Source organism: Streptomyces sp. NPDC050732, from assembly GCF_040654255.1.
Lineage (GTDB): Bacteria > Actinomycetota > Actinomycetes > Streptomycetales > Streptomycetaceae > Streptomyces.
In genome coordinates this window covers 96,928-120,451 of record NZ_JBFAHP010000026.1, presented here as the reverse complement: position 1 = coordinate 120,451, position 23,524 = coordinate 96,928, and the positions used below count along the sequence as shown (strand labels likewise).

The window sequence follows — 23,524 nt, the reverse complement described above, 5'->3', positions numbered from 1 at the left end:
CAGGTCCCGGGGCCTTCGCGCGTCTCCTGGACCGCTAGACCTCGCTGGCCACCGGGCCCGTGACGGTCTCGGTGGCCTGGGCCGGCAGCGGGCGGACCAGGGTGCCGTAGTCCGTCCGGGGCGGTGCGAGGTCGAGGCCGAGCCGTTCCAGCTCCGCCGCGGCCAGCGCGTCCAGCGTCTCCGGATCGCCGTGCCGCCAGCCCCAGGCGAGGCTGCCGGGCGTCGCGTCCGGGATCTCCGACGCGGTGGCGGCCACCTCGTGGAGCGGCCGCAGCAGCGAGCGCAGGGCGAGCAGCTCGCGGCCGTCGTCCGACGCGGCGAGGTCACGGGCGGCGCCCGCCTGCCGGATCCACCGCAGCCGGCGTGGCAGCCACGCGTTCAGCAGCAGGCCGACGGGCACCACGAAGAGGGCGACGGCGCCCACGGCCACGGCGGTCCTGACGACCACCGGGTCCATGGCGTCGACGGCACCCGCGACGCGCCGCAGCGCGATGTCGACACGGCCGCCGACCAGCGGCAGCGGCGCGCTGTGTTCCTGGAGGGCGCGGGGGAGGGCGAGCGCACAGGTCAGCCGGTACGCGATGACGGCCGCGGCGGCCCACAGCGCGGTCCACACGAGGACCCCGGTGTCACCGGCGAGCTGATGGGTCCTCTTGGCGGGATTCTGGGCATACCACATGGTCCGATTTGACCCCCGGCGCAAGCCGGGATCGGGCAGCCGCGCCGGAAGTACACCCGCCCGAGGTGCGGCAAATCACCAAAACAGGGACGTAAGGCCGGTGAAACGGGTCGAAAGACCTTGGATGATGGAGGGCATGCGCACCCTGCCCGCCGCCCAGACGATCCGCCAGGCGGCGGCCACGGCCGGCCGCCTCTGCGGGCGCTGGTCGCAGGCCCCGCGCGCGCTCGACGTGCTCGCGGCGCTGAGCGCCTTCGCGCTGATGAGCCTGGACATCCCGGGCCTCGCCGAGGCGGAGGACAACGGCCTCAACGGCCCGCTGGCCGCGCTGGCCCTGGTGGGCGGCGCCTCGTCGCTGCTGCTGCGCCGCAGGTGGCCCTGGCTGACGTACGCGGTCTCGCTCCTCTTCCTGGGCTGGCTGCACGAGCTGACGCTGGCCCAGTTCGCGCTCTACTCCCTCGGCCGCTACCGGGGCCGCGCGGCGGGGACGCTGGGCGTCATCGGCTACGTCTCGTTCGCGTACGTGATGTTCAACCTGCCGGGCTGGCCGGTGCACCGCGGGGACACGCTCGGCTCGTTCCTGAGCCTCGTCGTCCCGATCGGCGTGCTCGCGGCGGGCGTCGGCGTCGCCGCGAACCGGCAGGACCTGGTCCGCGCCCTGGAGGCGCAGCGCGCCGAGACGGACACGCTGCACGCCGTCCAGCAGGAGCGCGCCCGCATCGCGCGGGACGTGCACGACTTCGTCGGCCGTGAGCTGACGCTGCTGAGCGTGCGCTCCCAGGTCCTCGCGCGGAGGGCCGAGGGCAGCCCCTTCGAGGACGGCTTCGAGGAGCTGTCGGAGACGGCGCGCAGCGCGCACCGGATGCTGAACGAGATCATCGTGCAGCGCGGCACGGACGGCACGCCGACCCCCGGCCTCGACGCCCTCCCCGGACTCGCCGAGCGCAGCGTCCGGGCGGGCAGCCCCGTCGACCTCGTGATCGACGACGCGGCCCACCGCCTCTCGCCGCTCCGCCAGGCGGCGGTGCACCGGGTGGTCCAGGAGTGCCTGACGAACGCGGCGAAGCACGCGCCGGGCGAGCGGGTCACCGTCCACGTGTCCCTGCGCGGACCCCGCCTGGAGATCACGGTCCGCAACCCCCTCCCCACCAGGACCCCACCCGCCGCTCCCGTCTCCGCGGGCACGGGCACCACGGGCATGGCGGAGCGGATCCGCGCGGTGGGCGGCACGTTCGCGGCGGGGCCGCGGGGGGACGTGTACGAGGTCCGGGCGACCCTCTCGCCGGGCGAGCTGGCGTAGGCCCGACGGCACCGTCGCCTGCTGCGGGCCGGTGGGGGTTGCTCGCGCAGTTCCCCGCGCCCCTGAGTACCCCTGCGTCACCCTCGCCCAAAGGCGCCGTCAGTGGGAGCAGCACCTTCAGGCCGACAGCGGGAGGCCCACCCAGGGGCGCGGGGAACTGCGCGACCAGCCCCCACCGGCCCGCAGACGAAAAGCGCACCCCGCGCCGCAGGCTCACGCCGCCGTCATCACCCGCTCAAGCCCGTCGAAGTCCTCCACGCACTTCCCGCACCCCATCGCGACGCTGTTCAGCGGGTCGTCGGCGACGAAGACGGGGATGCCCGTCCCGGAGGCGATCCGCAGGTCGAGTCCGGGCAGCAGCGCACCGCCCCCGGTCAGCACGATCCCGTGCTCCATGATGTCGCCGGACAGCTCCGGCGGGCACTCCTCCAGGGTCGCCTTCACCGCGGCGATGATCTGCTCGACGGGCTCGTCCAGCGCGGCCCGCACCTCGCGTGCCGTGAGGTCGACGGTCTTCGGCAGGCCGCCGACCTTCTCCCGCCCCCGCACGGTGAACGTCCGCATCTCCAGGGCGTCCTCGCCCGGCACGGGCCACGCGGAGCCGATGGCGACCTTGATGTCCTCGGCGGTGCGCTCCCCGATGAGCAGGGTGTGCTCCTTGCGGACGAAGTCGGTGATGGCCGTGTCGAGCCGGTCGCCGCCCACCCGCAGCGACTGGGCGGTGACGATGCCGCCCAGCGAGATGACGGCGACCTCGGTCGTCCCGCCGCCGATGTCGACGACCATCGACCCCCGGGGCTCGGAGACCGGCAGGCCCGCCCCGATGGCGGCCGCCATCGGCTCCTCGATGAGGTGGACGGCCCGCGCCCCGGCCCGCTGCGACGCGTGGACGATCGCGCGCCGCTCGACGGGTGTGACCCCGCTCGGCACGCACACGACCATGCGCGTACGGGGCCGACGCCCCGGCAGGGCCTTGCGCACGAAGTGCCGGATCAGCTCCTCGGCGGCTTCGTAGTCACTGATCACGCCGTCCCGCAGCGGACGGATGGCGGTGATGGACCCGGGCGTCCGCCCGATGGTCTCCTTGGCCTCCGCCCCCACGGCCAGCACCCCGCTCTTGCCGCCCCGGTCGGCCCGCACGGCCACCACGGACGGCTCGTTGAGCACGATCCCCTTGCCGCGCACGTACAGGAGGGTGTTGGCAGTGCCGAGGTCGATACCTATGTCCATGATCGCCAAGTTTGCCCGGCGGCCGCCCGAAGCGGAGGGACCAAAGTCCTGAATCGGACGGGCCTAAAGTCCCGACGAGGCGGACCGAACCCCTCCGGCCGGTCCGGACGCGGAGTGTCGGTGCCGCTCCGTAGACTGGCGTGCGTGAGTGACCTCCCCCCGCACGACGAGCACGCAGACCGCCCCGCCGATGACGCGGACGACGCCTTCGAGAGCATCGTCGGCGCCGAGACCGACAGGGACCCAGACCTCGCGGTGATCGAGGCGGGCAGCCGCACCCTGCGCACCCAGGGGGGCCCGCCGCAGGGCGACGTCCCCGCGCGCCCCGCCGACCCGGAGGTGGACAGGGCGCTGCGCGAGGTGGAGACGGAGCTCGCGAGCCGCTGGGGCGAGACCAAGCTGGAGCCCTCCGTCAGCCGCATCGCCGCCCTGATGGACGTCCTGGGCGAGCCTCAGCGCGCGTACCCCTCGATCCACATCACGGGGACGAACGGCAAGACGTCCACGGCCCGCATGATCGAGGCGCTGTTCTCCGCCTTCGAGCTGCGCACCGGGCGGTACACCTCGCCCCACGTCCAGTCGATCACCGAGCGGATCAGCCTGGACGGCGCCCCCGTCGAGGCCGAGCGCTTCATCGAGACGTACAACGACATCAAGCCGTACGTCGAGATGGTCGACGCCCAGCAGGAGTACCGCCTCTCCTTCTTCGAGGTCCTCACCGGCATGGCGTACGCGGCCTTCGCGGACGCCCCGGTGGACGTGGCCGTGGTCGAGGTCGGCATGGGCGGCAGCTGGGACGCGACGAACGTGATCGACGGCTCGGTCGCCGTCATCACCCCCATCGACCTGGACCACACGGACCGCCTGGGCTCCACGCCGGGCGAGATCGCCAAGGAGAAGGCCGGCATCATCAAGCCGGACGCGACGGTGATCATGGCCCAGCAGCCGGTGGACGCCGCGCAGGTGCTTCTGAAGAAGGCCGTCGAGGTCGATGCGACGGTGGCCCGTGAGGGCCTCGAATTCGGCGTCGTCGCCCGCCGGGTCGCGGTCGGCGGCCAGCTCCTGACGCTCCGGGGCCTCGGCGGGGAGTACGAGGAGGTCTTCCTGCCGCTGCACGGCGAGTACCAGGCGCACAACGCCGCGGTGGCACTCGCCGCCGTCGAGGCGTTCTTCGGCGTCGGCTCGCAGCACGCGCGCACGCTGGACATCGACACGATCCGCAAGGCCTTCGCCTCGGTCTCGTCGCCGGGCCGCCTGGAGGTGGTCCGCCGCTCGCCCACCGTCGTCCTGGACGCCGCGCACAACCCGGCGGGCGCCCGCGCCACCGCCGCCGCGATCAGCGAGGTCTTCGACTTCAGCCGGCTGATCGGCGTGATCGGCGCGAGCGACGACAAGGACATGAAGGGCTTCCTCGAAGCCTTCGAGCCGATCTTCACCGAGGTCGTCGTCACGCAGAACTCCAGCCACCGCGCGATGGACGCCGACACGCTCGCCGGACTCGCCGTGGAGGTCTTCGGCGACGACCGCGTGCAGGTCGAGCCGCGCCTGGACGACGCGTTGGAGGCGGCGATCACGCTCGCCGAGGACGAGGGGGAGTTCGCCGGTGCCGGCGTCCTCGTCACTGGTTCCGTCATCACGGTCGGCGAGGCCCGACTGCTCCTGGGGAGAGGCTGAATTCCTGTGCGTATGCTCTGCGCCTCGACGCTGATCGGCGAGTTCTTCGTCATCGGCTTCGCGGGTCTGGTCGCCATGAAGGACGAGGACCTGTCCATGGGCACGGTCTGGACGGTCAGCGGCATCGCGATGCTCCTGAGCCTCCTGCTCTGCGGCATGATCACCCGCCCCGGCGGCATCCAGCTCGGCTGGGCCCTGCAGATCGCGCTGATCGCCAGCGGTTTCGTGGTGCCGACGATGTTCTTCCTGGGTGCGGTGTTCGCCGCTCTGTGGTGGGCTTCGGTCCACTTCGGGCGCAAGATCGACGAGGCGAAGGCGCGCTTCGCGGCGATGGCGGAGGGGCAGGCGGAGGCCGGAGGTAACGCCGCGTAGCCGACCCCGGTATCGTGCGGCCCAATCCCCGTGATCGCAGAGATCGTAAGAACACCTCTTGGAGCCGCACATGAGCCAGCGCACCCTCGTCCTGCTGAAGCCCGACGCCGTCCGTCGCGGCCTGATCGGAGAGATCATCGGCCGCATCGAGCGCAAGGCGGGCTGGACGATCTCGGCGCTGGAACTGCGCTCGCTGGACCAGGAGACCCTGGAGCAGCACTACGGCGAGCACAAGGGCAAGCCCTTCTACGAGCCGCTGGTCGCCTTCATGTCCTCCGGTCCCGTCGTCGCGCTCGTCGTCGAGGGCGAGCGGGTCATCGAGGGTGTCCGCGCGCTCGCCGGGCCGACCGACCCGATCGCCGCGGCGCCCGGTTCGATCCGTGGTGACTTCGGCACGATCGTCCGGGAGAACCTGATCCACGCCTCGGACTCCGAGGAGTCCGCCGAGCGCGAGCTGAAGATCTTCTTTCCGGGTGTCGCCTAGTCCCGCGACTGTGCTCGCGACAGTCGTCTGACCTCGCGTCAGCAACGCGCCGCCCGCGCCTGGACGGCCGAAGGAATTCGGCCGTCCTTTGGCATATGCGCCCCCATTGGGGGAACCTGTGCCTCCGATGGCACGTCTCCAAAGGCGAGGCGGCACATCATCTGCTGACAATGGCGAAGACCCTCGCGCCGTCTTCGCGCGGCCGAGACTACGATGGAAGCCTCCACTGCCACTCAGCACCCACCTCGCCTACCTAAAAAGCCATCACAAGCTCCACTAGGGAAGGCCAGACGCATCCTCATGGGGAACAACATGTCGTTCATCGGCCGTGACATGGCTGTCGACCTCGGGACCGCCAACACGCTGGTGTACGTCAGGGGTCGGGGGATCGTACTCAACGAGCCGTCCGTCGTCGCGATCAACACCAACACCGGTGGCATCCTCGCGGTCGGTGCGGAAGCCAAGAAGATGATCGGGCGCACGCCCGGCAACATCGTCGCGGTGCGCCCGCTGAAGGACGGCGTGATCGCCGACTTCGAGATCACCGAGCGCATGCTCCGCTACTTCATCCTGAAGATCCACAAGCGGCGTTACCTGGCCCGTCCGCGCGTGGTCGTCTGCGTGCCCTCGGGCATCACGGGCGTCGAGCGCCGCGCCGTCATCGAGGCCTCCTCGCAGGCCGGCGCGCGGCAGGTGCACATCATCGAGGAGCCCATGGCCGCGGCCATCGGCTCCGGCCTGCCGGTCCACGAGGCCACCGGCAACATGGTGGTCGACATCGGCGGCGGCACCACCGAGGTCGCGGTCATCAGCCTCGGCGGAATCGTCACGGCACAGTCGATCCGCGTCGCCGGCGACGAGCTGGACAACGCGATCATCCAGCACATCAAGAAGGAGTACTCCCTCCTCCTCGGCGAGCGCACCGCCGAACAGATCAAGATCACCATCGGTTCGGCGTACGACATGGACGCCGACGAGCACACCGAGATCCGCGGCCGCGACCTGGTCTCCGGGCTGCCCAAGACCGTCGTCATCTCCGCCGCCGAGGTCCGCAAGGCCATCGAGGAGCCGGTCAACGCGATCGTCGACGCGGTCAAGACCACCCTCGACAAGTGCCCGCCCGAGCTGTCGGGCGACGTCATGGACCGCGGCATCGTGCTGACCGGCGGCGGCGCCCTGCTGCGCGGCCTCGACGAGCGGCTGCGCCGCGAGACCGGCATGCCGATCCACATCGCCGAGGACCCGCTGGACAGCGTGGCGCTCGGCTCCGGGAAGTGCGTCGAGGAGTTCGAGGCGTTGCAGCAGGTGCTTGACGCCCAGCCGCGCAGATGATCTGACGCGAGAAGATCCGCCGTACGAGTGCCTGCCACTTCGTGCGGCGGATCGTTGATATAGAGGCAAGACACACAATTCCCGCAAGGCACGACAATTCCCCAGAACCTCGTGGAACCCGCAGTTTCCACGGAATCCGATTGAGGAAGGCACGCCGCCGCACGTGAGGGACACACGAGAGAGCCGGCTGCTTCTTGTGCTGCTGGTCGCCATCGCGTTCGCTTTGATCACGGTGGACATCCGCGGCGGTGAGGACTCGCCGGTCGACGGTGCCCGCCGGGCCGCCGCCACGGTCTTCGGTCCGGTCGAGGAGGGCATGTCCTCCGCGGTCGACCCGATCGGCAACGCCATCGGCGCGGTCCGCGACTCCGGTGAGCGCCACAGCCGCATCGCCGAACTGGAGCGCCAGAACGCCGCGTTGAAGGCCAAGCTCGGCAGCGACGACCGCAACCGCAGCCGCGTACGGCAGCTCGACGGCATGCTCAAGAAGGCGGGCGCCGGACAGTACGGCATCAAGGGCGCCGAGGTCATCGGGATAGGAGCGGCCCAGGGCTTCTCCTGGACCGTCACGATCGACGCCGGTGCCAAGGACGGGATCAAGCGCGACATGACCGTCCTGAACAGCGACGGCCTGGTCGGCCGGGTCACCACGGTCGGCCCCGGCACCGCGACCGTCCTGCTCGCCAACGACCCCGACTTCACCGTCGGCACCCGCATGGAGAAGACCGACGAGCTCGGCTTCGCCACCGGACAGGGCGACCGTCCGCTCTCCGTCCAGCTGCTCAACGGCAAGGCCGAGGTCAAGAAGGGCGACCGGCTCGTCACCTTCGGCTCGCAGAAGGACCGGCCGTTCGTGCCGGGCGTCCCGGTCGGCGAGGTCGTCCGCGTCGACCCCTCCGGCGGCGACCTCACCCGCAACGTCTTCGTGAAGCCGTACGTCGGGTTCACCAAGCTCGACATCGTCGGTGTCGTCGTCGAGGCGCCCCGCGAGGACCCGCGCGACACGGTCCTGCCGAAGAAGCCCGAGAAGCCCAAGCCGACCCCGACGGTGACCGTGACGGCCACCCCCCCGGGACAGCCCCCGGCCGACGGCGCCGCCGACGACGAGCAGTAGGAGACCGGACCCATGCGCTTCAACCGAATCCTGCTGTCCACCACACTGGTCGTCGTCGCCCTGGTCATCCAGGTCAGCGTCCTCGCCCGGCTCCAGCTGCCGGGCGCCGTGCCCGACCTGGTGCTGCTCACCGTCCTCGGCCTCGCCCTCGTCTACGGCCACGTCGGCGGCGCCCTCGTCGGCTTCGGCGCGGGCCTCCTCGCCGACCTGGCCCCGCCCGCCGACCACGCCGCCGGGCGGTACGCCCTGGTGCTCTGCGTCATCGGCTACCTCGCGGGCCTCGCCAAGCCCGACGGCGGCAGACTCCGCTCCGCCACCGGACCGCTCGTCGTGGTCGTCAGCGCCGCCATCGGCTCGACGCTGCTGTACGCGGGCGTCGGCTCCCTCGTCGGCGACACCGCCGCCCGCCATGTGGGCCTGGTGGGGCTCCTGTTCACCGCCGCGCTCTACGACCTGCTGCTCGCGCCCTTCACGGTGCCGCTGATCATCGCGCTCGCCCGGCGCGCCGACAACGACCCGCTCGGGGAGAACTCACCCGCCAACAAGGCGGCCGACGTCTCCTCCGGCTGGCTCTCGTCCGGCACCGGACTGCGCATCGGCGACCAGCGCGGCGGCGGCCTGCGGGCGAAAGCGGCCAAGGCCCGCGTCGCCCGCGCCGGACGCATCAAGGGGGTCAAGCGCCTGTGACCAACATCCCCGAGACGGGGCGCACGCCCCGCGTGCAGATCCGTCTCGTCATCATCCAGATCCTCGTCGTCTCCCTCCTCCTCACCCTCGGCGGCCGTCTCTGGTACCTCCAGGTCCGCAACGGCGACGAGTACGCCGAGGAGGCCTCCGGCAACCACGTCCAGCAGGTCGTCCAGCCCGCCGTGCGCGGCTCGATCCTGGACGCCCGCGGCGTGCCGATGGCCGACAACGAGACACGGCTCGTCGTCTCCGCGTCCCGCACGGACCTGATGAAGATGAAGGACGACGGCAAGGCGGTCCTCGCCAAGCTCGCCGACGTCCTGGAGATGGAGCCCAAGGAGGTCTCCGACAAGGTCCGCCTCTGCGACTCCAAGACGCCGCAGCCCTGCTGGAACGGCTCGCCGTACCAGCCCATCCCGATCACCGACGAGGCGACGCCCAAGCAGGCCCTGCAGATCCGCGAGCGCTCCGAGGACTTCCCCGGCATCACCGCCGAACCCACCGCCGTGCGCCGCTACGCCGCCCCCGGCAAGTCCAACACCGCGCAGGTCCTCGGCTACCTCTCGCCCGTCACCGATGAAGAGATCAAGAAGGCCGAGAACACCGACTCGCCGTTCCTCCGCTCCGACCAGGTGGGCCGCTCCGGCCTGGAGCGGACGTACGACAAGCAGCTGCGCGGCAAGGCCGGCGTGACCCGCTACGAGGTCGACAACCTCGGCCGCGTCATCGGCAAGGCCGAGTCCGACGCGGCCCAGCCCGGCGCCAACGTCGTCACCAGCATCGACGCGCGCGTGCAGGCCGTCTCCGAGTACTGGCTCAACGACGCGATGAAGAAGGCGCGCCAGGAGTTCGACAAGAACACCGGCGAGAACTACAAGGCCGACGCGGGCGCCGTCGTCGTCATGGAGAACAAGACAGGCCGCATCGTCTCCATGGCCTCCAACCCGACGTACGACCCGAACGCCTGGGTCGGCGGCATCTCCGGCAAGGACTACGCCAGGCTCACCGGTAAGAAGTCCAACTACCCGCTGCTCAACCGCGCCATCCAGGGCCAGGCGGCCCCCGGCTCCATCTTCAAGGTCATCCCGACGACCGCCGCGGTCAACGCGGGCTACGACTTCAACGGCCGCTACCCGTGCCCCAGCTCGTACTCCATCGGCGGCCAGACCTTCAAGAACTTCGAGTCCAAGGGCCACGGCTCCATCACCCTCGGCCAGGCCCTTGAGGTCTCCTGCGACACCGTCTTCTACAAGCTGTCGCACGACCAGTGGGCCAAGGACGGCGGCAACAAGCCGAAGAAGGACGCCAAGGACTGGTTCTACAAGACCGCCCACCAGTTCGGCCTCGGCAAGGAGACCGGCATCGACCTGCCCAACGAGGTCACCGGACGCGTCCCCGACCGCCAGTGGAAGAAGGACTACTGGAAGGCCAACAAGGACGCCTGGTGCAAGCAGGGCAAGAAGAGCGGCGGCGACTACGCCGAGCGCATCGCGTACGAGAACTGCCTCGAAGGCATGAAGATGCGCGCCGGTGACTCCGTCAACTACTCCATCGGACAGGGCGACACCCTCGTCACGCCGATACAGATGGCGACGATCTACAGCGCCATCGCCAACGGCGGCACCATGTACGACCCCACCGTCGGCAAGGCGATCATCAGCGCCGACGGCAGGCGGATCGAGGAGATCAAGCCGAAGTCGCACGGCAAGCTGCCGATGGACGCCGAGCTCCGCAAGGACATAGACGGTGCCCTCGCGGACGTCGCGACGCGCGGTACGGCCGCGTGGCGGTTCGGCGGCTGGCCGCAGGACAAGATCCCGATGCACGCCAAGACGGGTACCGCCGAGGTCTACGGCAAGCAGACCACCTCGTGGTTCGCGACGTACACCAAGGACTACTCGATCATCATGACGATCTCCCAGGGCGGTACGGGTTCCGGCGCCTCAGGACCCGCCGTCCGCAAGATCTACGACGCGATCTACGGCCTGGACGAGAACGGCAAGCAGGACCTGAAGAAGGCCCTGCTGCCCGAGCCGCAGAAGTCCCTGCCCAAGATCAAGGGCGACGGCTCCATCCACTCCCCGAAGATCAAGCCGTACAAGCCCGAGCCGCCCAAGGAGCCGGCCGAGCAGCAGGAGCTGGCCGGTGCCCCGGCGAACTGGAGGCGGGACTGATGACCGGCAGTGGCTTCTCCGTCTCCGGGTACGGACCCGAGCGCTCCGGCATGTCGCGGCTCCTCGCCCGCGACTCGGTGGTGCGCAGGCTCGACTGGGTGATACTGCTCTGCGCCCTCGCGCTGTCCGTGATCGGCTCCGCGCTCGTCTACTCGGCGACCCGCAACCGCACGGAACTCGTCGGCGACGACCCGTACGCCTTCCTGCTCAAGCACGTCATGAACATCGGCATCGGGCTCGCCCTGATGGCCGGCACGATCTGGCTCGGCCACCGCACCCTGCGCACCGCCGTGCCGATCCTCTACGGCATCTCCGTCTTCCTGGTGCTGCTCGTCCTCACCCCGCTCGGCGCCACCATCAACGGCGCCCACGCCTGGCTCGTGATCGCGGGCTTCTCCCTCCAGCCCTCCGAGTTCGTGAAGATCACGATCATCCTGGGCATGGCGATGCTGCTGGCGGCCCGCGTCGACGCGGGCGACCGCGAGCACCCCGACCACCGCACGGTGGTGCAGGCCCTCGGCCTCGCCGCCGTCCCGATAATGATCGTCCTGCTCATGCCCGACCTCGGCTCGGTCATGGTGATGGCGATGATCGTGCTCGGCGTGCTGCTCGCCTCGGGCGCCTCCAACCGCTGGGTGTTCGGACTGCTCGGCACGGGCGTCGCGGGCGGCATCGCCATATGGCAGCTGGGCGTCCTCGACGACTACCAGATCGCCCGCTTCGCCGCCTTCGCCAACCCCGCCCTCGACCCGGCCGGCGTCGGCTACAACACCAACCAGGCGCGCATCGCGATCGGTTCGGGCGGCCTGACCGGCACGGGACTGACCAAGGGCTCCCAGACCACCGGCCAGTTCGTCCCCGAGCAGCAGACCGACTTCGTCTTCACCGTCGCGGGCGAGGAGCTTGGCTTCGTGGGCGCGGGCGCCATCCTGGTCCTGCTCGGCGTCGTCCTGTGGCGCGCCTGCCGCATCGCCCGCGAGACCACCGAGCTCTACGGCACGATCGTCGCCGCGGGCATCATCGCGTGGTTCGCCTTCCAGGCCTTCGAGAACATCGGGATGACCCTCGGCATCATGCCGGTCGCGGGCCTCCCACTGCCCTTCGTGAGCTACGGAGGCTCGTCGATGTTCGCGGTCTGGGTGGCCGTCGGACTGCTCCAGTCGATCAAGGTGCAGCGGCCGATGTCCGCGTAAGCGGTGCCGGAAGTCCCGTCGCGGGCATGTTTGGCCCCGCGTTTCGCGTCTAGATTCAATTCATGGCGGAGACGAAGCGCGAGATCGAGCGGAAGTACGACGTCGGGGCGGGCGCGGCGCTGCCCGACCTGTCGGGCGTCGCCGGGGTCGAGGACGTCGTCGACAGGGGCGTCGTCGAGCTGGACGCCGTCTACTGGGACACCCCTGACCAGCGCCTCGCCGCGGGCTCGGTCACGCTGCGGCGGCGCACCGGCGGCGACGACGCGGGCTGGCACCTGAAACTGCCGGTGTCCCTCGCGGAGGGCGTGCGCGACGAGATCCACGCCCCGCTCTCGGACACGGTGCCGCGCGCCCTCGTCGGCCTCGTGCGCTCCCGGGTGCGCGAGGCCGAACTGGTCCCCGTCGTCAGGCTCCGGTCCACCAGGAACCTGCGCCACCTCCTCGACGCCGAAGGCACCCTGCTCGCCGAGGTCAGCATCGACGGGGTGCGGGCCGAACGGCTCGACGGCGCCACCGGCACCTGCACCGCCGAATGGTCCGAGGCCGAGGTGGAGCTGGCGGACGGCGGCGACCCCGCGTTCCTCGACAAGGTCGAGAAGAAGCTGAAGAAGGCGGGCGCGCGACGCTCCTCCTCGCCGTCGAAGCTGGCCAGGGCACTGGCCGAGACCGCGCCGAAGAAGAGCGGGACAAAGAGCGCCAGGCCCGAGACCGCGACCCGCAGCGGCAAGAAGGCCGGCAAGGGCGAAGCCGTGGCCGAGGTGGTCCGCGAAGCCGTCGGCGAAGGCCCGGGGACCGCGAGCGACCACGTCCTCGCCTACCTCCGCGCCCAGCGCGACGCGATCGTCTCGCTCGACCCCGCCGTCCGCCGCGACCTGCCCGACTCCGTGCACCAGATGCGGGTCGCCACCCGACGGATGCGGAGCGCACTCAAGTCGTACCGGAAGCTCCTCGACCGGACGGCCACCGACCCCATCGGCGACGAACTCAAGTGGCTCGCGGGCGAACTGGGCGTCGACCGCGACCAGGAAGTCCTCGCCGAGCGGCTCACCACCCGCATCGACGCGCTGCCCAGGACACTCCTCCTCGGCCCGGTGCGCGGACGCCTCCGCATCTGGAGCGTCGCCCGCCGCGCCGGCTCCCGGCGCAGGACGGTCGCCGTCCTCGACAGCAAGCGCTACCTCGCACTCCTGGACAAGCTCGACGCCCTGCTCGCCGCGCCCCCGCTGCGCCCCGCCGCCTCCGCCCCGCCCGCGAAAGCTCTGCCCAAGGCGGCCCTCAAGGACTACGCACGCCTCGCCGCCCGCGTCGAGCACGCCCTGGAACTGCCGCCGGGCAAGCAGCGCGACCTCGCCCTGCACGACGCCCGCAAGGCCGCCAAGCGCGCCAGGTACACCGGTGAGTCGGCGGTGCCCGCGCTCGGCAAGCCCGCCAAGCGGTTCGCCCGGCGGATGAAGGCCGTGCAGAGCGTGCTCGGCGACCACCAGGACAGCGTCGTCGCACGCGAGGCCCTACGCGCCCTGGCGATCCAGGCGCATCTCGCGGGGGAGTCCGCGTTCACCTGGGGGCTGCTGTACGGCCAGGAGGAGGCGGCGGGCGCCGACCGGGAGCGCGAACTGCCGGAGGTGTGGGCCGAGGCGTCCGGGGAGAAGGTGCGGGCGGCGCTGGGCGGCTGAACGCCGGGGTACGCTTGATGGTCACCCCTGCCCGCTCATGAAGGTTCGCGATGTCTGCCGAGTCGGTCTTCCCACAGCTCGAAGCTCTGCTCCCGCATGTGCAGAAGCCCATCCAGTACGTCGGCGGTGAGCTGAACAGCACCGTCAAGCCGTGGGAATCCTGCGACGTCCGCTGGGCGCTCATGTACCCGGACGCGTACGAGGTGGGCCTGCCCAACCAGGGCGTCATGATCCTCTACGAGGTCCTGAACGAACGCGAGGGCGTGCTCGCCGAGCGCACCTACAGCGTCTGGCCCGACCTGGAGGCCCTGATGCGCGAGCACCGGGTCCCCCAGTTCACCGTCGACTCGCACCGCCCCGTGGGCGCCTTCGACGTCTTCGGTCTCAGCTTCTCCACCGAGCTGGGCTACACCAACATGCTCACCGCCCTGGACCTCGCGGGCATCCCGCTGGAGTCCAAGGACCGCACCGTCGACCACCCGATCGTGCTCGCCGGCGGCCACGCCGCCTTCAACCCCGAGCCGATCGCCGAGTTCATCGACGCCGCGATCATCGGCGACGGCGAGCAGGCCGTGCTCGACATGACCGGGATCATCCGGGCCTGGAAGGCCGAGGGCCGCCCCGGCGGCCGCGAAGAGGTCCTCTTCCGCCTCGCCAGGACCGGCTCGGTCTACGTCCCGGCGTTCTACGACGTCGAGTACCTCCCGGACGGCCGCATCGGCCGCGTCGTCCCGAACCGCAGCGGCGTGCCGTGGCGCGTGTCCAAGCACACCGTCATGGACCTCGACGAGTGGCCCTACCCCAAGCAGCCCCTCGTCCCGCTCGCCGAGACCGTCCACGAGCGCATGTCCGTGGAGATCTTCCGCGGCTGCACCCGCGGCTGCCGTTTCTGCCAGGCCGGCATGATCACGCGCCCCGTGCGGGAGCGAAGCATCACCGGCATCGGCGACATGGTCGAAAAGGGTCTCAAGGCGACCGGCTTCGAAGAGGTCGGCCTGCTCTCGCTCTCCTCCGCGGACCACAGCGAGATCGCCGACGTCGCGAAGGGCCTCGCCGACCGGTACGAGGAGGACAAGATCGGCCTGTCCCTCCCCTCGACCCGCGTCGACGCCTTCAACGTCGACCTGGCGAACGAGCTGACCAGGAACGGCCGCAGGTCGGGCCTGACCTTCGCTCCCGAGGGCGGCTCCGAGCGCATGCGCAAGGTCATCAACAAGATGGTGTCCGAGGAAGACCTCATCCGCACCGTCTCGACCGCGTACGGCAACGGCTGGCGCCAGGTGAAGCTGTACTTCATGTGCGGCCTGCCCACCGAGACCGACGAGGACGTCCTGCAGATCGCCGACATGGCGACGAAGGTCATCCAGAAGGGCCGCGAGGTCTCCGGCTCGAACGACATCCGCTGCACGGTGTCGATCGGCGGCTTCGTGCCCAAGCCGCACACCCCCTTCCAGTGGGCCCCGCAGCTCTCCTCCGAGGAGACCGACGCCCGCCTGGAGAAGCTCCGCGACAAGATCCGCGGCGACAAGAAGTACGGCCGCTCGATCGGCTTCCGCTACCACGACGGCAAGCCCGGCATCGTCGAGGGCCTGCTCTCGCGCGGCGACCGCCGCATCGGCGCCGTCATCCGCGCCGTCTACGAGGAGGGCGGCCGCTTCGACGGCTGGCGCGAGTACTTCTCGTACGAGCGCTGGATGCGGTGCGCCGAGAAGACGCTGCCCGAGATGGGCGTCGACGTCGACTGGTACACCACGCGCGAGCGTACGTACGAGGAGGTCCTGCCCTGGGACCACCTGGACTCCGGTCTCGACAAGGACTGGCTCTGGGAGGACTGGCAGGACTCGCTCGACGAGACCGAGGTCGAGGACTGCCGCTGGACCCCGTGCTTCGACTGCGGCGTCTGCCCGCAGATGGACACGCACATCCAGATCGGCCCCACCGGCAAGAAGCTCCTGCCCCTCACGGTCGTCAAGTAGGCGTACGTGCCCCTGCTCGTCCCGCCCACGGCCCTCGTGCACCGCTCCTACATCGCCGCGATGGAGGAATTCCGGTCCGAGGGCCGCGGCGGGGACGACGACGACACCACGCTCGGCCGCACCCTGCGGGACTACGGCGAGAAGTGGCACGACCCCGCCGTCTTCGCGCGCCACCTCGCCGAGGTCAGCGCCGCCGCCTACCCCGCCGAGCCGTACTCCGTCCCCGTCACCACCCTCTGGTACGTCGACGGCGCCGACTATCTCGGCCGCGTCGCCATCCGGCACACCATCGCCACCCGCTTCCTGCGCGAGTACGGCGGCCACATCGGGTACGACGTGCGCCCCACCGCCCGCCGCCGCGGCCACGCCACACAGATGCTGCTCGGCTGCCTCCCGTACGCCGCCCGACTCGGCCTGGAATCCGTCCTGGTGACCTGCGACACCGACAACACCGGCTCGCGCAAGGTCATCGAGGCGGCGGGCGGCACGTTCGAGGACGAACGGGGCGGGAAGCTGCGGTTCTGGATCCGAACGGGACTCTCACGCGTCTAGGACGACATGGACCTGGAAAAGCGACCTGCCCACCAGGCTGCCCCGCAGCCCTTGCCGGGGCAGGCCGACCGGCAGCCCCCGCAGGCCGAAGGGTGTCTCGCCGTCGCGATCCGCATCCCGGTGCGGATCGTCGTGCTCGTGCTCGTCGTCCCCGTACGCCTCGTGTGGGACGCGCTCGCCGTGTGCGGCCGTTTCGTCCACCGCACCATGCTGCGGCCCGTCGGGCGCGCCATCGGCACGGTACTGACCTGGCTGTTCAAGGCCGTCTTCGTCTGGCCGTGGGTGGGCCTGTGGCGGTATGTGCTCGTGCCGGTCGGCAAGGGCCTCGCCTGGCTCGGCCGGACGCTGATCGCGGTCCCCGCGATGTGGCTCTACGCGCGCGTGCTGACGCCCCTCGGCCACGGCATCGCCCGGCTCGGCCGGGTCCTTTTCGTCATCCCGGCGGTGTGGCTGTACGCGCGCGTGCTGACGCCCGTCGGGCACGGACTCGCCTGGCTGGCCCGGCGGTTGGGTGCCGGGGCCGCCGCCGCCGGGCGCGGCATCGGCGCCGTCCTGGTGTGGCTGTTCAAGGCGGTCTTCGTCTGGCCGTGGGTGGGCCTGTGGCGGTACGTGGTCGTGCCGGTCGGCGTGGCGATCGCCTGGCTGGTGCGGACGCTGGTCGTGGTGCCCGCGGTCTGGCTGTACCGGTCCGTGCTCACCCCGGTCGGGCACGGCATCGCGACGCTGCTGCGCTGGATCCTCGTCGTGCCCGCCGTCGCCGTGTGGCGGTGGGTGCTCGCCCCGATCGGGCGGGCGGTCGCCGTCGTCGCGCGCGAGGTCGGCGACGCGTTCGGACACGCCTGGCGGATCGCCGGGCACATTTCCCTCGCCGTCGGCCGGTTCCTCGGCAAGCTCCTGCGGTGGATCTTCGTCGAGCCGGTGCGATGGGCGTACCGCTCGATCCTCACCCCCGTCGGGCACGCGGTCCGCGACGCGATCTGGCGGCCCGCCGCCGCGGCGGTCCGGAGCGTCGGCCGCACGGCACGGCAGGCCCTCGCGTCCGCGCGCGACAGCGTGCGCCAGGCCAGGGCCGACGTACGGCGGATGCTCTTCGGCGCCCCGAGGGAGCCGGTGCCCGTACCGGTGGCCCGGCGGGAACCGGACGCGCCCGAGGCACGTACTCTAGGTAGCAGTACGACGGCACTCATGAAGGACTGACGACACTGGGCAAGCGACAGCCCGTAGGCCCGCCGCCCGCACCCGCGGTGCAGCGCATCCGACTGCGCTACACCAAGCGCGGCCGCCTCCGGTTCACCAGCCACCGCGATTTCCAGCGCGCTTTCGAGCGTGCGCTGCGCCGCGCCGAGGTGCCCATGGCGTACTCGGCGGGGTTCACCCCGCACCCGAAGGTGTCGTACGCCAATGCCGCACCCACCGGCACGGGCAGTGAGGCCGAGTACCTGGAGATCGCGCTCACCGCGCCGCGCGACCCCGACAAGCTCCGTGAGCTGCTCGACGAGTCGATGCCCGCCGGGCTCGACATCGTCGACGCCGTCGAGTCCCGCACCTCGGGACTCGCCGACCGCCTCACGGCCTCCGTCTGGGAGCTGCGGCTCGTCGGCGTGGAGCCCGCGGAGGCGGAGCGCGCCGCCGCGCTCTTCGCGGCAGCGGACAAGGTCGAGGTCCAGCGCCGCACGAAGAGCGGCATGCGCACCTTCGACGCACGCGAGGCCGTCGTGAGCCTCGCACTCGCCGACGGCGAACCAGCCGCCGACGACACCGATAGGCCGACCGACAAGCCCTGTGCGATACTGCGGCTGGTTGTTCGGCACGTGACACCTGCCGTACGACCTGACGACGTCCTGTCCGGTCTCCGAGCTGTGGCCGACCTGGCGCCGCCGGTCCCCGCAGCGGTGACCAGGCTGGCGCAGGGGCTTTTCGATGAAGAGACCGGCACGGTGACCGACCCGCTCGCGCCCGACCGCGAGGCAGACACGGCCGCCCCACCCACGGCCGCCGTACCTGCCGCCGCGAAGGCGCCGGTGCCGGAAGGCCCCCGTTAGGGACGTACGTCGACGCGCAGCCCTCGTACTCGGGAGCCACCTGGGTCGGGCAGCGCACTGACCGAGACTTTCGCCAGGCCGTCCGCACATGGGCGTACGGAACCGGCGAGACAAGACATAGAGCTCCCGTGCGGCGCCCACGCCCCCGGATGGCGGCCCCGCGCACAGCGCGAGCCGCGGACATCACCGGACCAGGCGCGGCGCCCGGGAGCGTGACGGGAGAACAGCCCGCATGCTTGAGCCGAACGACCCCACTGAGGGTTCGCCGAACAACACCCCCAGCGACACCCTGCCGCCGCGCCGCAGGCGCCGTGCCGCGTCGCGTCCGGCGGGCCCGCCGACGGGCGCCGCCGAAGCCGCGGCCCCGGCCGCAACGGCCGCCCCCGCCGAAGAGGACGCCACGGCCACCGAGGTTCCCGCGGTCGACGAGACCGAGGAGACCACCGAGGCCGCCGAGGCCCCGGCGCCGGCCGCCGAGCCGGAGCCCGAGGCCGCACCGGCCGCGCGCCCCCGCCGCCGCGCCACCCGCCGCGCCTCCGCGCCGGCCGGTGCCCCGCAGGCCGCCGAGGTGACGGAGCCCGCCGCCGAGGCCCCCGCGCCCGCCGCGGCGGAGCAGGACACCGCCGAGGAGGCCGCCCCGGCCCCGCGCACACGCCGCCGTGCGACCCGCCGCGCCTCCGCACCCGCCGGCACGCCCCAGGCCGCTGCCGAGACGCCTGCCGCCGTCGAGGAGACTCCCGCGCAGGCCGAGCCGGTCGCTGAGCCGGTGGCTGAGGAGGACGCGCCCAAGGGTCGTACGCGTCGCCGCGCCACGCGCACTGCTTCCGCGCCTGCCGGTGCGCCGCAGGCCGTCGAGGAGACGCCTGCGCAGGCCGAGCCCGTCGCTGAGCCGGTGGCCGAGGAGGACGCGCCCAAGGGCCGCACGCGTCGCCGCGCCACGCGCACTGCTTCCGCGCCTGCCGGTGCGCCGCAGGCCGTCGAGGACGCTCCTGCGCAGGCCGAGCCGGTCGCCGAGCCGGTGGCTGAGGAGGACGCGCCCAAGGGTCGTACGCGTCGCCGCGCCACGCGCACTGCTTCCGCGCCTGCCGGTGCGCCGCAGGCCGTCGAGGAGACGCCTGCGCAGGCCGAGCCCGTCGCTGAGCCGGTGGCTGAGGAGGACGCGCCCAAGGGCCGCACGCGTCGCCGCGCCACGCGCACTGCTTCCGCGCCTGCCGGTGCGCCGCAGGCCGCCGAGGAGACGCCTGCGCAGGCCGAGCCCGTCGCCGAGCCGGTGGCTGAGGAGGACGCGCCCAAGGGCCGCACGCGTCGCCGCGCCACGCGCACCGCTTCCGCTCCCGCCGGTGCGCCGCAGGCCGCCGAGAGGGAGGTGGCCGCCAAGCTCGCCGAGCAGCCGGCCGCCGCCGAGAAGGCTCCGGTCGAGGAAGCCGCCGCCGACGTCGCCGACGACGAGCCCCGTGGGCGTCGCCGCCGCGCCACCCGCAAGACCGCGGCCACCGGCTTCTCCGCGCCGTCGGGACACAAGGCCCGCAGGGCCCAGCGCGCCGAGGAGTCCGGCGAGGACGGCGGGCGCAAGCCCCGCCCGGCCGTCGCCGTCTTCCAGGCCCCGGTGTTCGCCGCGCCGATGTTCCAGACCCCGGAGAGCGCCGCCGCGGCGGCCGCCGCCGAGGCCGCGGAGGAGAGCACCGAGCCCGCCCCCGTGGCGGAGGAGGAGCCGACGCCGCGCAGGCGCCGCCGCCGTCGGGCCGCCGACGAGCAGCCCGCCGTCGAGGAGCGCGAGCCCGCCAAGCCCGTCAAGGCCGCCGCCGAGCAGCCCGCCGACGAGCCCGAGGACGCCGCCGACCAGGCCGAGCAGGCCGACTCCGACGACGACACGGAGGAGTCCGGCGAGCGCCAGGGCCGCCGTCGCCGTCGCGGTGGCCGTCGCCGTCGCCGCGGTGACTCCACCGACCAGGACACCGAGCAGCACGAGTCCGCGCGCCACGCCCAGGACTCCGACGACTCCGATGAGTCCCACGACTCCGACGACACCGTCGCCGCCGAGCAGGCGGAGCAGGACGCCGAGGACGGCGCGGAGCAGGAGGCGGAGGACGCCGAGGAGTCGGAGTCCAACGGTTCCGGCTCCAGCAGCAGCCGTCGCCGCCGTCGCCGCCGGCGCCGCGCCGGTGACTCCGCCGAGGGCGAGCCGGCCGACGGCGACCCCGAGCGCACCGTCGTGAAGGTCCGCGAGCCGCGGGAGCGGCGCGCGAAGGACACCGAGCGCGAGCCCGGCACCGGCGCCGACGAGGTCCAGTCCATCAAGGGCTCGACCCGTCTGGAGGCCAAGAAGCAGCGCCGCCGCGAGGGCCGCGAGCAGGGCCGCCGCCGGGTGCCGATCATCACCGAGGCCGAGTTCCTGGCGCGCCGCGAGGCCGTCGAGCGCGTGATGGTCGTCCGCCAGAACGGCGAGCGCACCCAGATCGGCGTCCTGGAAGACAACGTGCTCGTCGAGCACTACGTCAACAAGGAGCAGGCCACCTCGTACGTCGGCAACGTCTACCTGGGCAAGGTCCAGAACGTGCTGCCGTCCATGGAGGCCGCCTTCATCGACATCGGCAAGGGCCGCAACGCCGTGCTGTACGCCGGTGAGGTCAACTTCGAGGCGCTCGGCATGGCCAACGGCCCCCGGCGCATCGAGTCCGCCCTGAAGTCCGGCCAGTCGGTCCTCGTGCAGGTCACGAAGGACCCGATCGGCCACAAGGGCGCCCGCCTGACCAGCCAGGTCTCGCTGCCCGGCCGCTACCTCGTGTACGTGCCCGAGGGCTCGATGACCGGCATCAGCCGCAAGCTGCCCGACACCGAGCGCGCGCGTCTGAAGACCATCCTCAAGAAGATCGTCCCTGAGGACGCGGGCGTCATCGTGCGCACCGCCGCCGAGGGCGCGAGCGAGGACGAGCTGCGCCGCGACGTCGAGCGGCTCCAGGGGCAGTGGGAGGAGATCCAGAAGAAGGCGAAGGCGATCTCCACCAGCTCGCCGAGCCTGCTGTACGGCGAGCCGGACATGACCGTCCGCGTCGTCCGCGACATCTTCAACGAGGACTTCTCGAAGGTCATCGTCAGCGGCGACGAGGCGTGGGAGACCATCCACGGCTACGTCTCGCACGTCGCGCCCGACCTGGCGGACCGCCTCTCCCGGTGGACGTCCGAGGTCGACGTCTTCGCGACGTACCGCATCGACGAGCAGCTCGCGAAGGCACTGGACCGCAAGGTCTGGCTGCCCAGCGGTGGCTCGCTGGTGATCGACAAGACCGAGGCGATGATCGTCGTCGACGTCAACACCGGCAAGTTCACCGGCCAGGGCGGCAACCTCGAAGAGACCGTGACGAGGAACAACCTCGAAGCGGCCGAGGAGATCGTGCGCCAGCTCCGGCTGCGCGACCTGGGCGGCATCGTCGTCATCGACTTCATCGACATGGTCCTTGAGTCGAACCGGGACCTGGTCCTGCGGCGCCTGCTCGAATGCCTCGGGCGGGACCGCACGAAGCACCAGGTCGCCGAGGTCACCTCGCTGGGCCTGGTCCAGATGACCCGCAAGCGCGTCGGCCAGGGCCTCCTGGAGTCCTTCTCCGAGACCTGCGTGCACTGCAACGGCCGCGGCGTCATCGTGCACATGGAGCAGCCCACCTCCGTGGGCGGCGGCGGCAAGCGCAAGAAGCGGCGCGGCGGCTCGGACCACCAGGACCACGAGTACACGCACGAGCTGGAGTCGGCCGACGACTCGGCGGAGACCGAGACCGCGGCCGAGGTCGCGGCCGAGGTGGCCGCTCCGGTGGCGCTGCCCGAGCCCGAGTTCGTCGCGGACGAGGAGCTGTACAGCAGCGCGGCCGAGGCCGAGGCGGCCGCTTCCCGCGGTCGTTCGCGGCGTCGTGCCACGCGGCGCGCGTCGGCTCCGGCGGGCGCTCCCCGGGTGGAGTCCGCTCCCGAGGAGGAGGCCGCGCAGGCCGACGCCCCGCAGGCGGACGCCCCCAAGGCGGACGCTCCGAAGGCCGCGAAGAAGTCGGGCAAGCGGGCGGCCAAGGCCGCCGAGCGGGCGGAGCGCGCCGCGAAGGCCGAGGCCGAGGCGGAGGCCAAGGCCGCCGAGATCCCGGCCGTCGAGGCCGAGACCGCGCGCACGGTGGCCCCGGCCGTCGAGGACCCGATCGTGGGCAGCCCCGAGGCCGTCGAGGCGGCGCAGGAGTCCCATGAGGCGACTGCGGCGGCTCCCGCGGCTCCCGCGGACGACGCCGCGCCGAAGGGTCGTACGCGCCGTCGTGCGGTCCGCAAGGCGACGTCGCCGGCCGGTTCGCCCAAGCCCGCGGAAGGCGCCGACAGCGCCGAGGTGGTCGTGGAGGCCCCCAAGGCCGAGCCGGTCGCCCCTGCGGTCACCGAGCCGGTGTCCGAGCCCGTCGCAGAGGCGCCCGCCGCCGACGCCGCGCCGCCGCGTCCGCGCCGCCGTGCGGTGCGCAAGGCCACCGCGCCGACCGCGTCCGCGGAGGCGGCCATCGTGGTCGTCCCGGCGGCGGAGAAGCCCGCTGAGAAGCCGGCCGAGAAGCCCGCCGAGACGACGGGGACGGAGACCGAGGCCCCCGCCGAGGAAGCCGCTCCCGCCAAGAAGACGGCGCGCAAGGCGGCCAAGAAGGCGCCCGCCAAGAAGACGGCGGCCACCAAGACGGCCGCCAAGAAGACCGCGGCCAAGAAGACGGCCGCAAAGAAGACGACGGCCAAGAAGGCGTCGAAGGCGACGGCGAAGAAGGCCGCGGCGGCGGAGCAGACGCCGTCCGGCGTCTCCGCGAGCGCGACCAGCGAGGACTGACCTCTTCGCGACCGGTGCCCCCCGTACGGCGAGAACGCCGGGCGGGGGGCACCGCCGTGTCCGGGGAACGGCGTCGCACACCCCGAAAGCGTGAAGTGGGACGGCCGTTCTTGGAGCTCCGGGGGGATACCTGTAAAACTCATGCGGTCTGATGAACCAACAGGGACGTGTGCGCGCGTTTGGGGAGACTGCGCGCCTTCGTCAGGGGAGGGAT

17 protein-coding genes are annotated in these 23,524 nt (G+C 71.9%); 15 read left to right on the top strand and 2 right to left on the bottom strand.

The window, feature by feature from the left end; genetic code table 11:
- Positions 1-34: 34 nt before the first annotated feature.
- The gene (locus AB0H82_RS23730; RefSeq protein ID WP_362995805.1) at positions 35-679 is read right to left on the bottom strand and encodes a hypothetical protein; all 645 of its coding nucleotides are present in this window, start codon (positions 677-679) and stop codon (positions 35-37) included.
- A gap of 136 nt (positions 680-815) precedes the next feature.
- Here AB0H82_RS23730 and AB0H82_RS23725 point away from each other — a divergent pair, with 136 nt between their 5' ends.
- A complete protein-coding gene (locus AB0H82_RS23725) occupies positions 816-1,979 on the top strand; it encodes a histidine kinase (protein ID WP_362995803.1) in 1,164 nt (387 codons plus the stop codon).
- A 213-nt stretch (positions 1,980-2,192) separates the two neighbouring features.
- Here the strand turns inward: AB0H82_RS23725 and AB0H82_RS23720 are convergent, their stop codons facing one another.
- Entirely contained in the window at positions 2,193-3,209 is a 1,017-nt protein-coding gene (locus tag AB0H82_RS23720; protein ID WP_362995801.1) for a rod shape-determining protein, read from the bottom strand.
- A 144-nt stretch (positions 3,210-3,353) separates the two neighbouring features.
- On the opposite strand from AB0H82_RS23720, the gene AB0H82_RS23715 reads away from it, so the two are divergent.
- The 14 genes from AB0H82_RS23715 (at position 3,354) to AB0H82_RS23650 (ending at position 23,310) form a co-directional block, all read left to right on the top strand.
- A complete protein-coding gene (locus AB0H82_RS23715) occupies positions 3,354-4,883 on the top strand; it encodes a folylpolyglutamate synthase/dihydrofolate synthase family protein (protein ID WP_362995799.1) in 1,530 nt (509 codons plus the stop codon).
- 6 nt (positions 4,884-4,889) lie between these two features.
- Positions 4,890-5,255 (top strand): DUF4233 domain-containing protein, encoded by a 366-nt coding sequence (locus tag AB0H82_RS23710; RefSeq protein ID WP_362995797.1) that lies wholly within the window; start codon positions 4,890-4,892, stop codon positions 5,253-5,255.
- A gap of 70 nt (positions 5,256-5,325) precedes the next feature.
- Entirely contained in the window at positions 5,326-5,739 is a 414-nt protein-coding gene (gene ndk, locus AB0H82_RS23705) for a nucleoside-diphosphate kinase (protein WP_127911807.1), read from the top strand.
- A 312-nt stretch (positions 5,740-6,051) separates the two neighbouring features.
- On the top strand, positions 6,052-7,071 hold the full coding sequence (locus AB0H82_RS23700; RefSeq protein WP_030362602.1) for a rod shape-determining protein: 1,020 nt from the start codon (positions 6,052-6,054) through the stop codon (positions 7,069-7,071).
- Positions 7,072-7,234: 163 nt separating this feature from the next.
- On the top strand, positions 7,235-8,185 hold the full coding sequence (gene mreC / locus AB0H82_RS23695; RefSeq protein ID WP_362995795.1) for a rod shape-determining protein MreC: 951 nt from the start codon (positions 7,235-7,237) through the stop codon (positions 8,183-8,185).
- A gap of 12 nt (positions 8,186-8,197) precedes the next feature.
- Positions 8,198-8,872 carry a rod shape-determining protein MreD gene (gene mreD, locus AB0H82_RS23690; RefSeq protein ID WP_362995793.1) on the top strand — a complete coding sequence of 225 codons (675 nt, stop codon included), beginning with the start codon at positions 8,198-8,200 and terminating at the stop codon, positions 8,870-8,872.
- Entirely contained in the window at positions 8,869-11,046 is a 2,178-nt protein-coding gene (gene mrdA, locus AB0H82_RS23685) for a penicillin-binding protein 2 (protein ID WP_362995792.1), read from the top strand. The genes mreD and mrdA overlap by 4 nt, the downstream gene beginning before the upstream one ends.
- Positions 11,046-12,239, top strand: coding sequence for a rod shape-determining protein RodA (rodA, locus tag AB0H82_RS23680; RefSeq protein WP_362995791.1), 1,194 nt, complete (start codon positions 11,046-11,048; stop codon positions 12,237-12,239). Before mrdA ends, rodA begins: the two co-directional genes overlap by 1 nt.
- A gap of 62 nt (positions 12,240-12,301) precedes the next feature.
- Positions 12,302-13,912, top strand: coding sequence for a CYTH and CHAD domain-containing protein (locus tag AB0H82_RS23675; protein ID WP_362995789.1), 1,611 nt, complete (start codon positions 12,302-12,304; stop codon positions 13,910-13,912).
- Between the two features lie 50 nt (positions 13,913-13,962).
- Complete coding sequence (locus AB0H82_RS23670; protein ID WP_362995787.1) at positions 13,963-15,888, top strand: TIGR03960 family B12-binding radical SAM protein; 1,926 nt, start codon at positions 13,963-13,965, stop codon at positions 15,886-15,888.
- A 6-nt stretch (positions 15,889-15,894) separates the two neighbouring features.
- Complete coding sequence (locus AB0H82_RS23665) at positions 15,895-16,440, top strand: GNAT family N-acetyltransferase (protein WP_362995785.1); 546 nt, start codon at positions 15,895-15,897, stop codon at positions 16,438-16,440.
- Between the two features lie 6 nt (positions 16,441-16,446).
- Positions 16,447-17,637: a hypothetical protein gene (locus tag AB0H82_RS23660; RefSeq protein WP_362995783.1), complete on the top strand. Its 1,191-nt coding sequence runs from the start codon at positions 16,447-16,449 to the stop codon at positions 17,635-17,637.
- A 47-nt stretch (positions 17,638-17,684) separates the two neighbouring features.
- The gene (locus AB0H82_RS23655) at positions 17,685-18,482 is read left to right on the top strand and encodes a TIGR03936 family radical SAM-associated protein (RefSeq protein WP_362995781.1); all 798 of its coding nucleotides are present in this window, start codon (positions 17,685-17,687) and stop codon (positions 18,480-18,482) included.
- A 232-nt stretch (positions 18,483-18,714) separates the two neighbouring features.
- A complete protein-coding gene (locus AB0H82_RS23650; protein ID WP_362995779.1) occupies positions 18,715-23,310 on the top strand; it encodes an Rne/Rng family ribonuclease in 4,596 nt (1,531 codons plus the stop codon).
- Positions 23,311-23,524 lie beyond the last annotated feature (214 nt).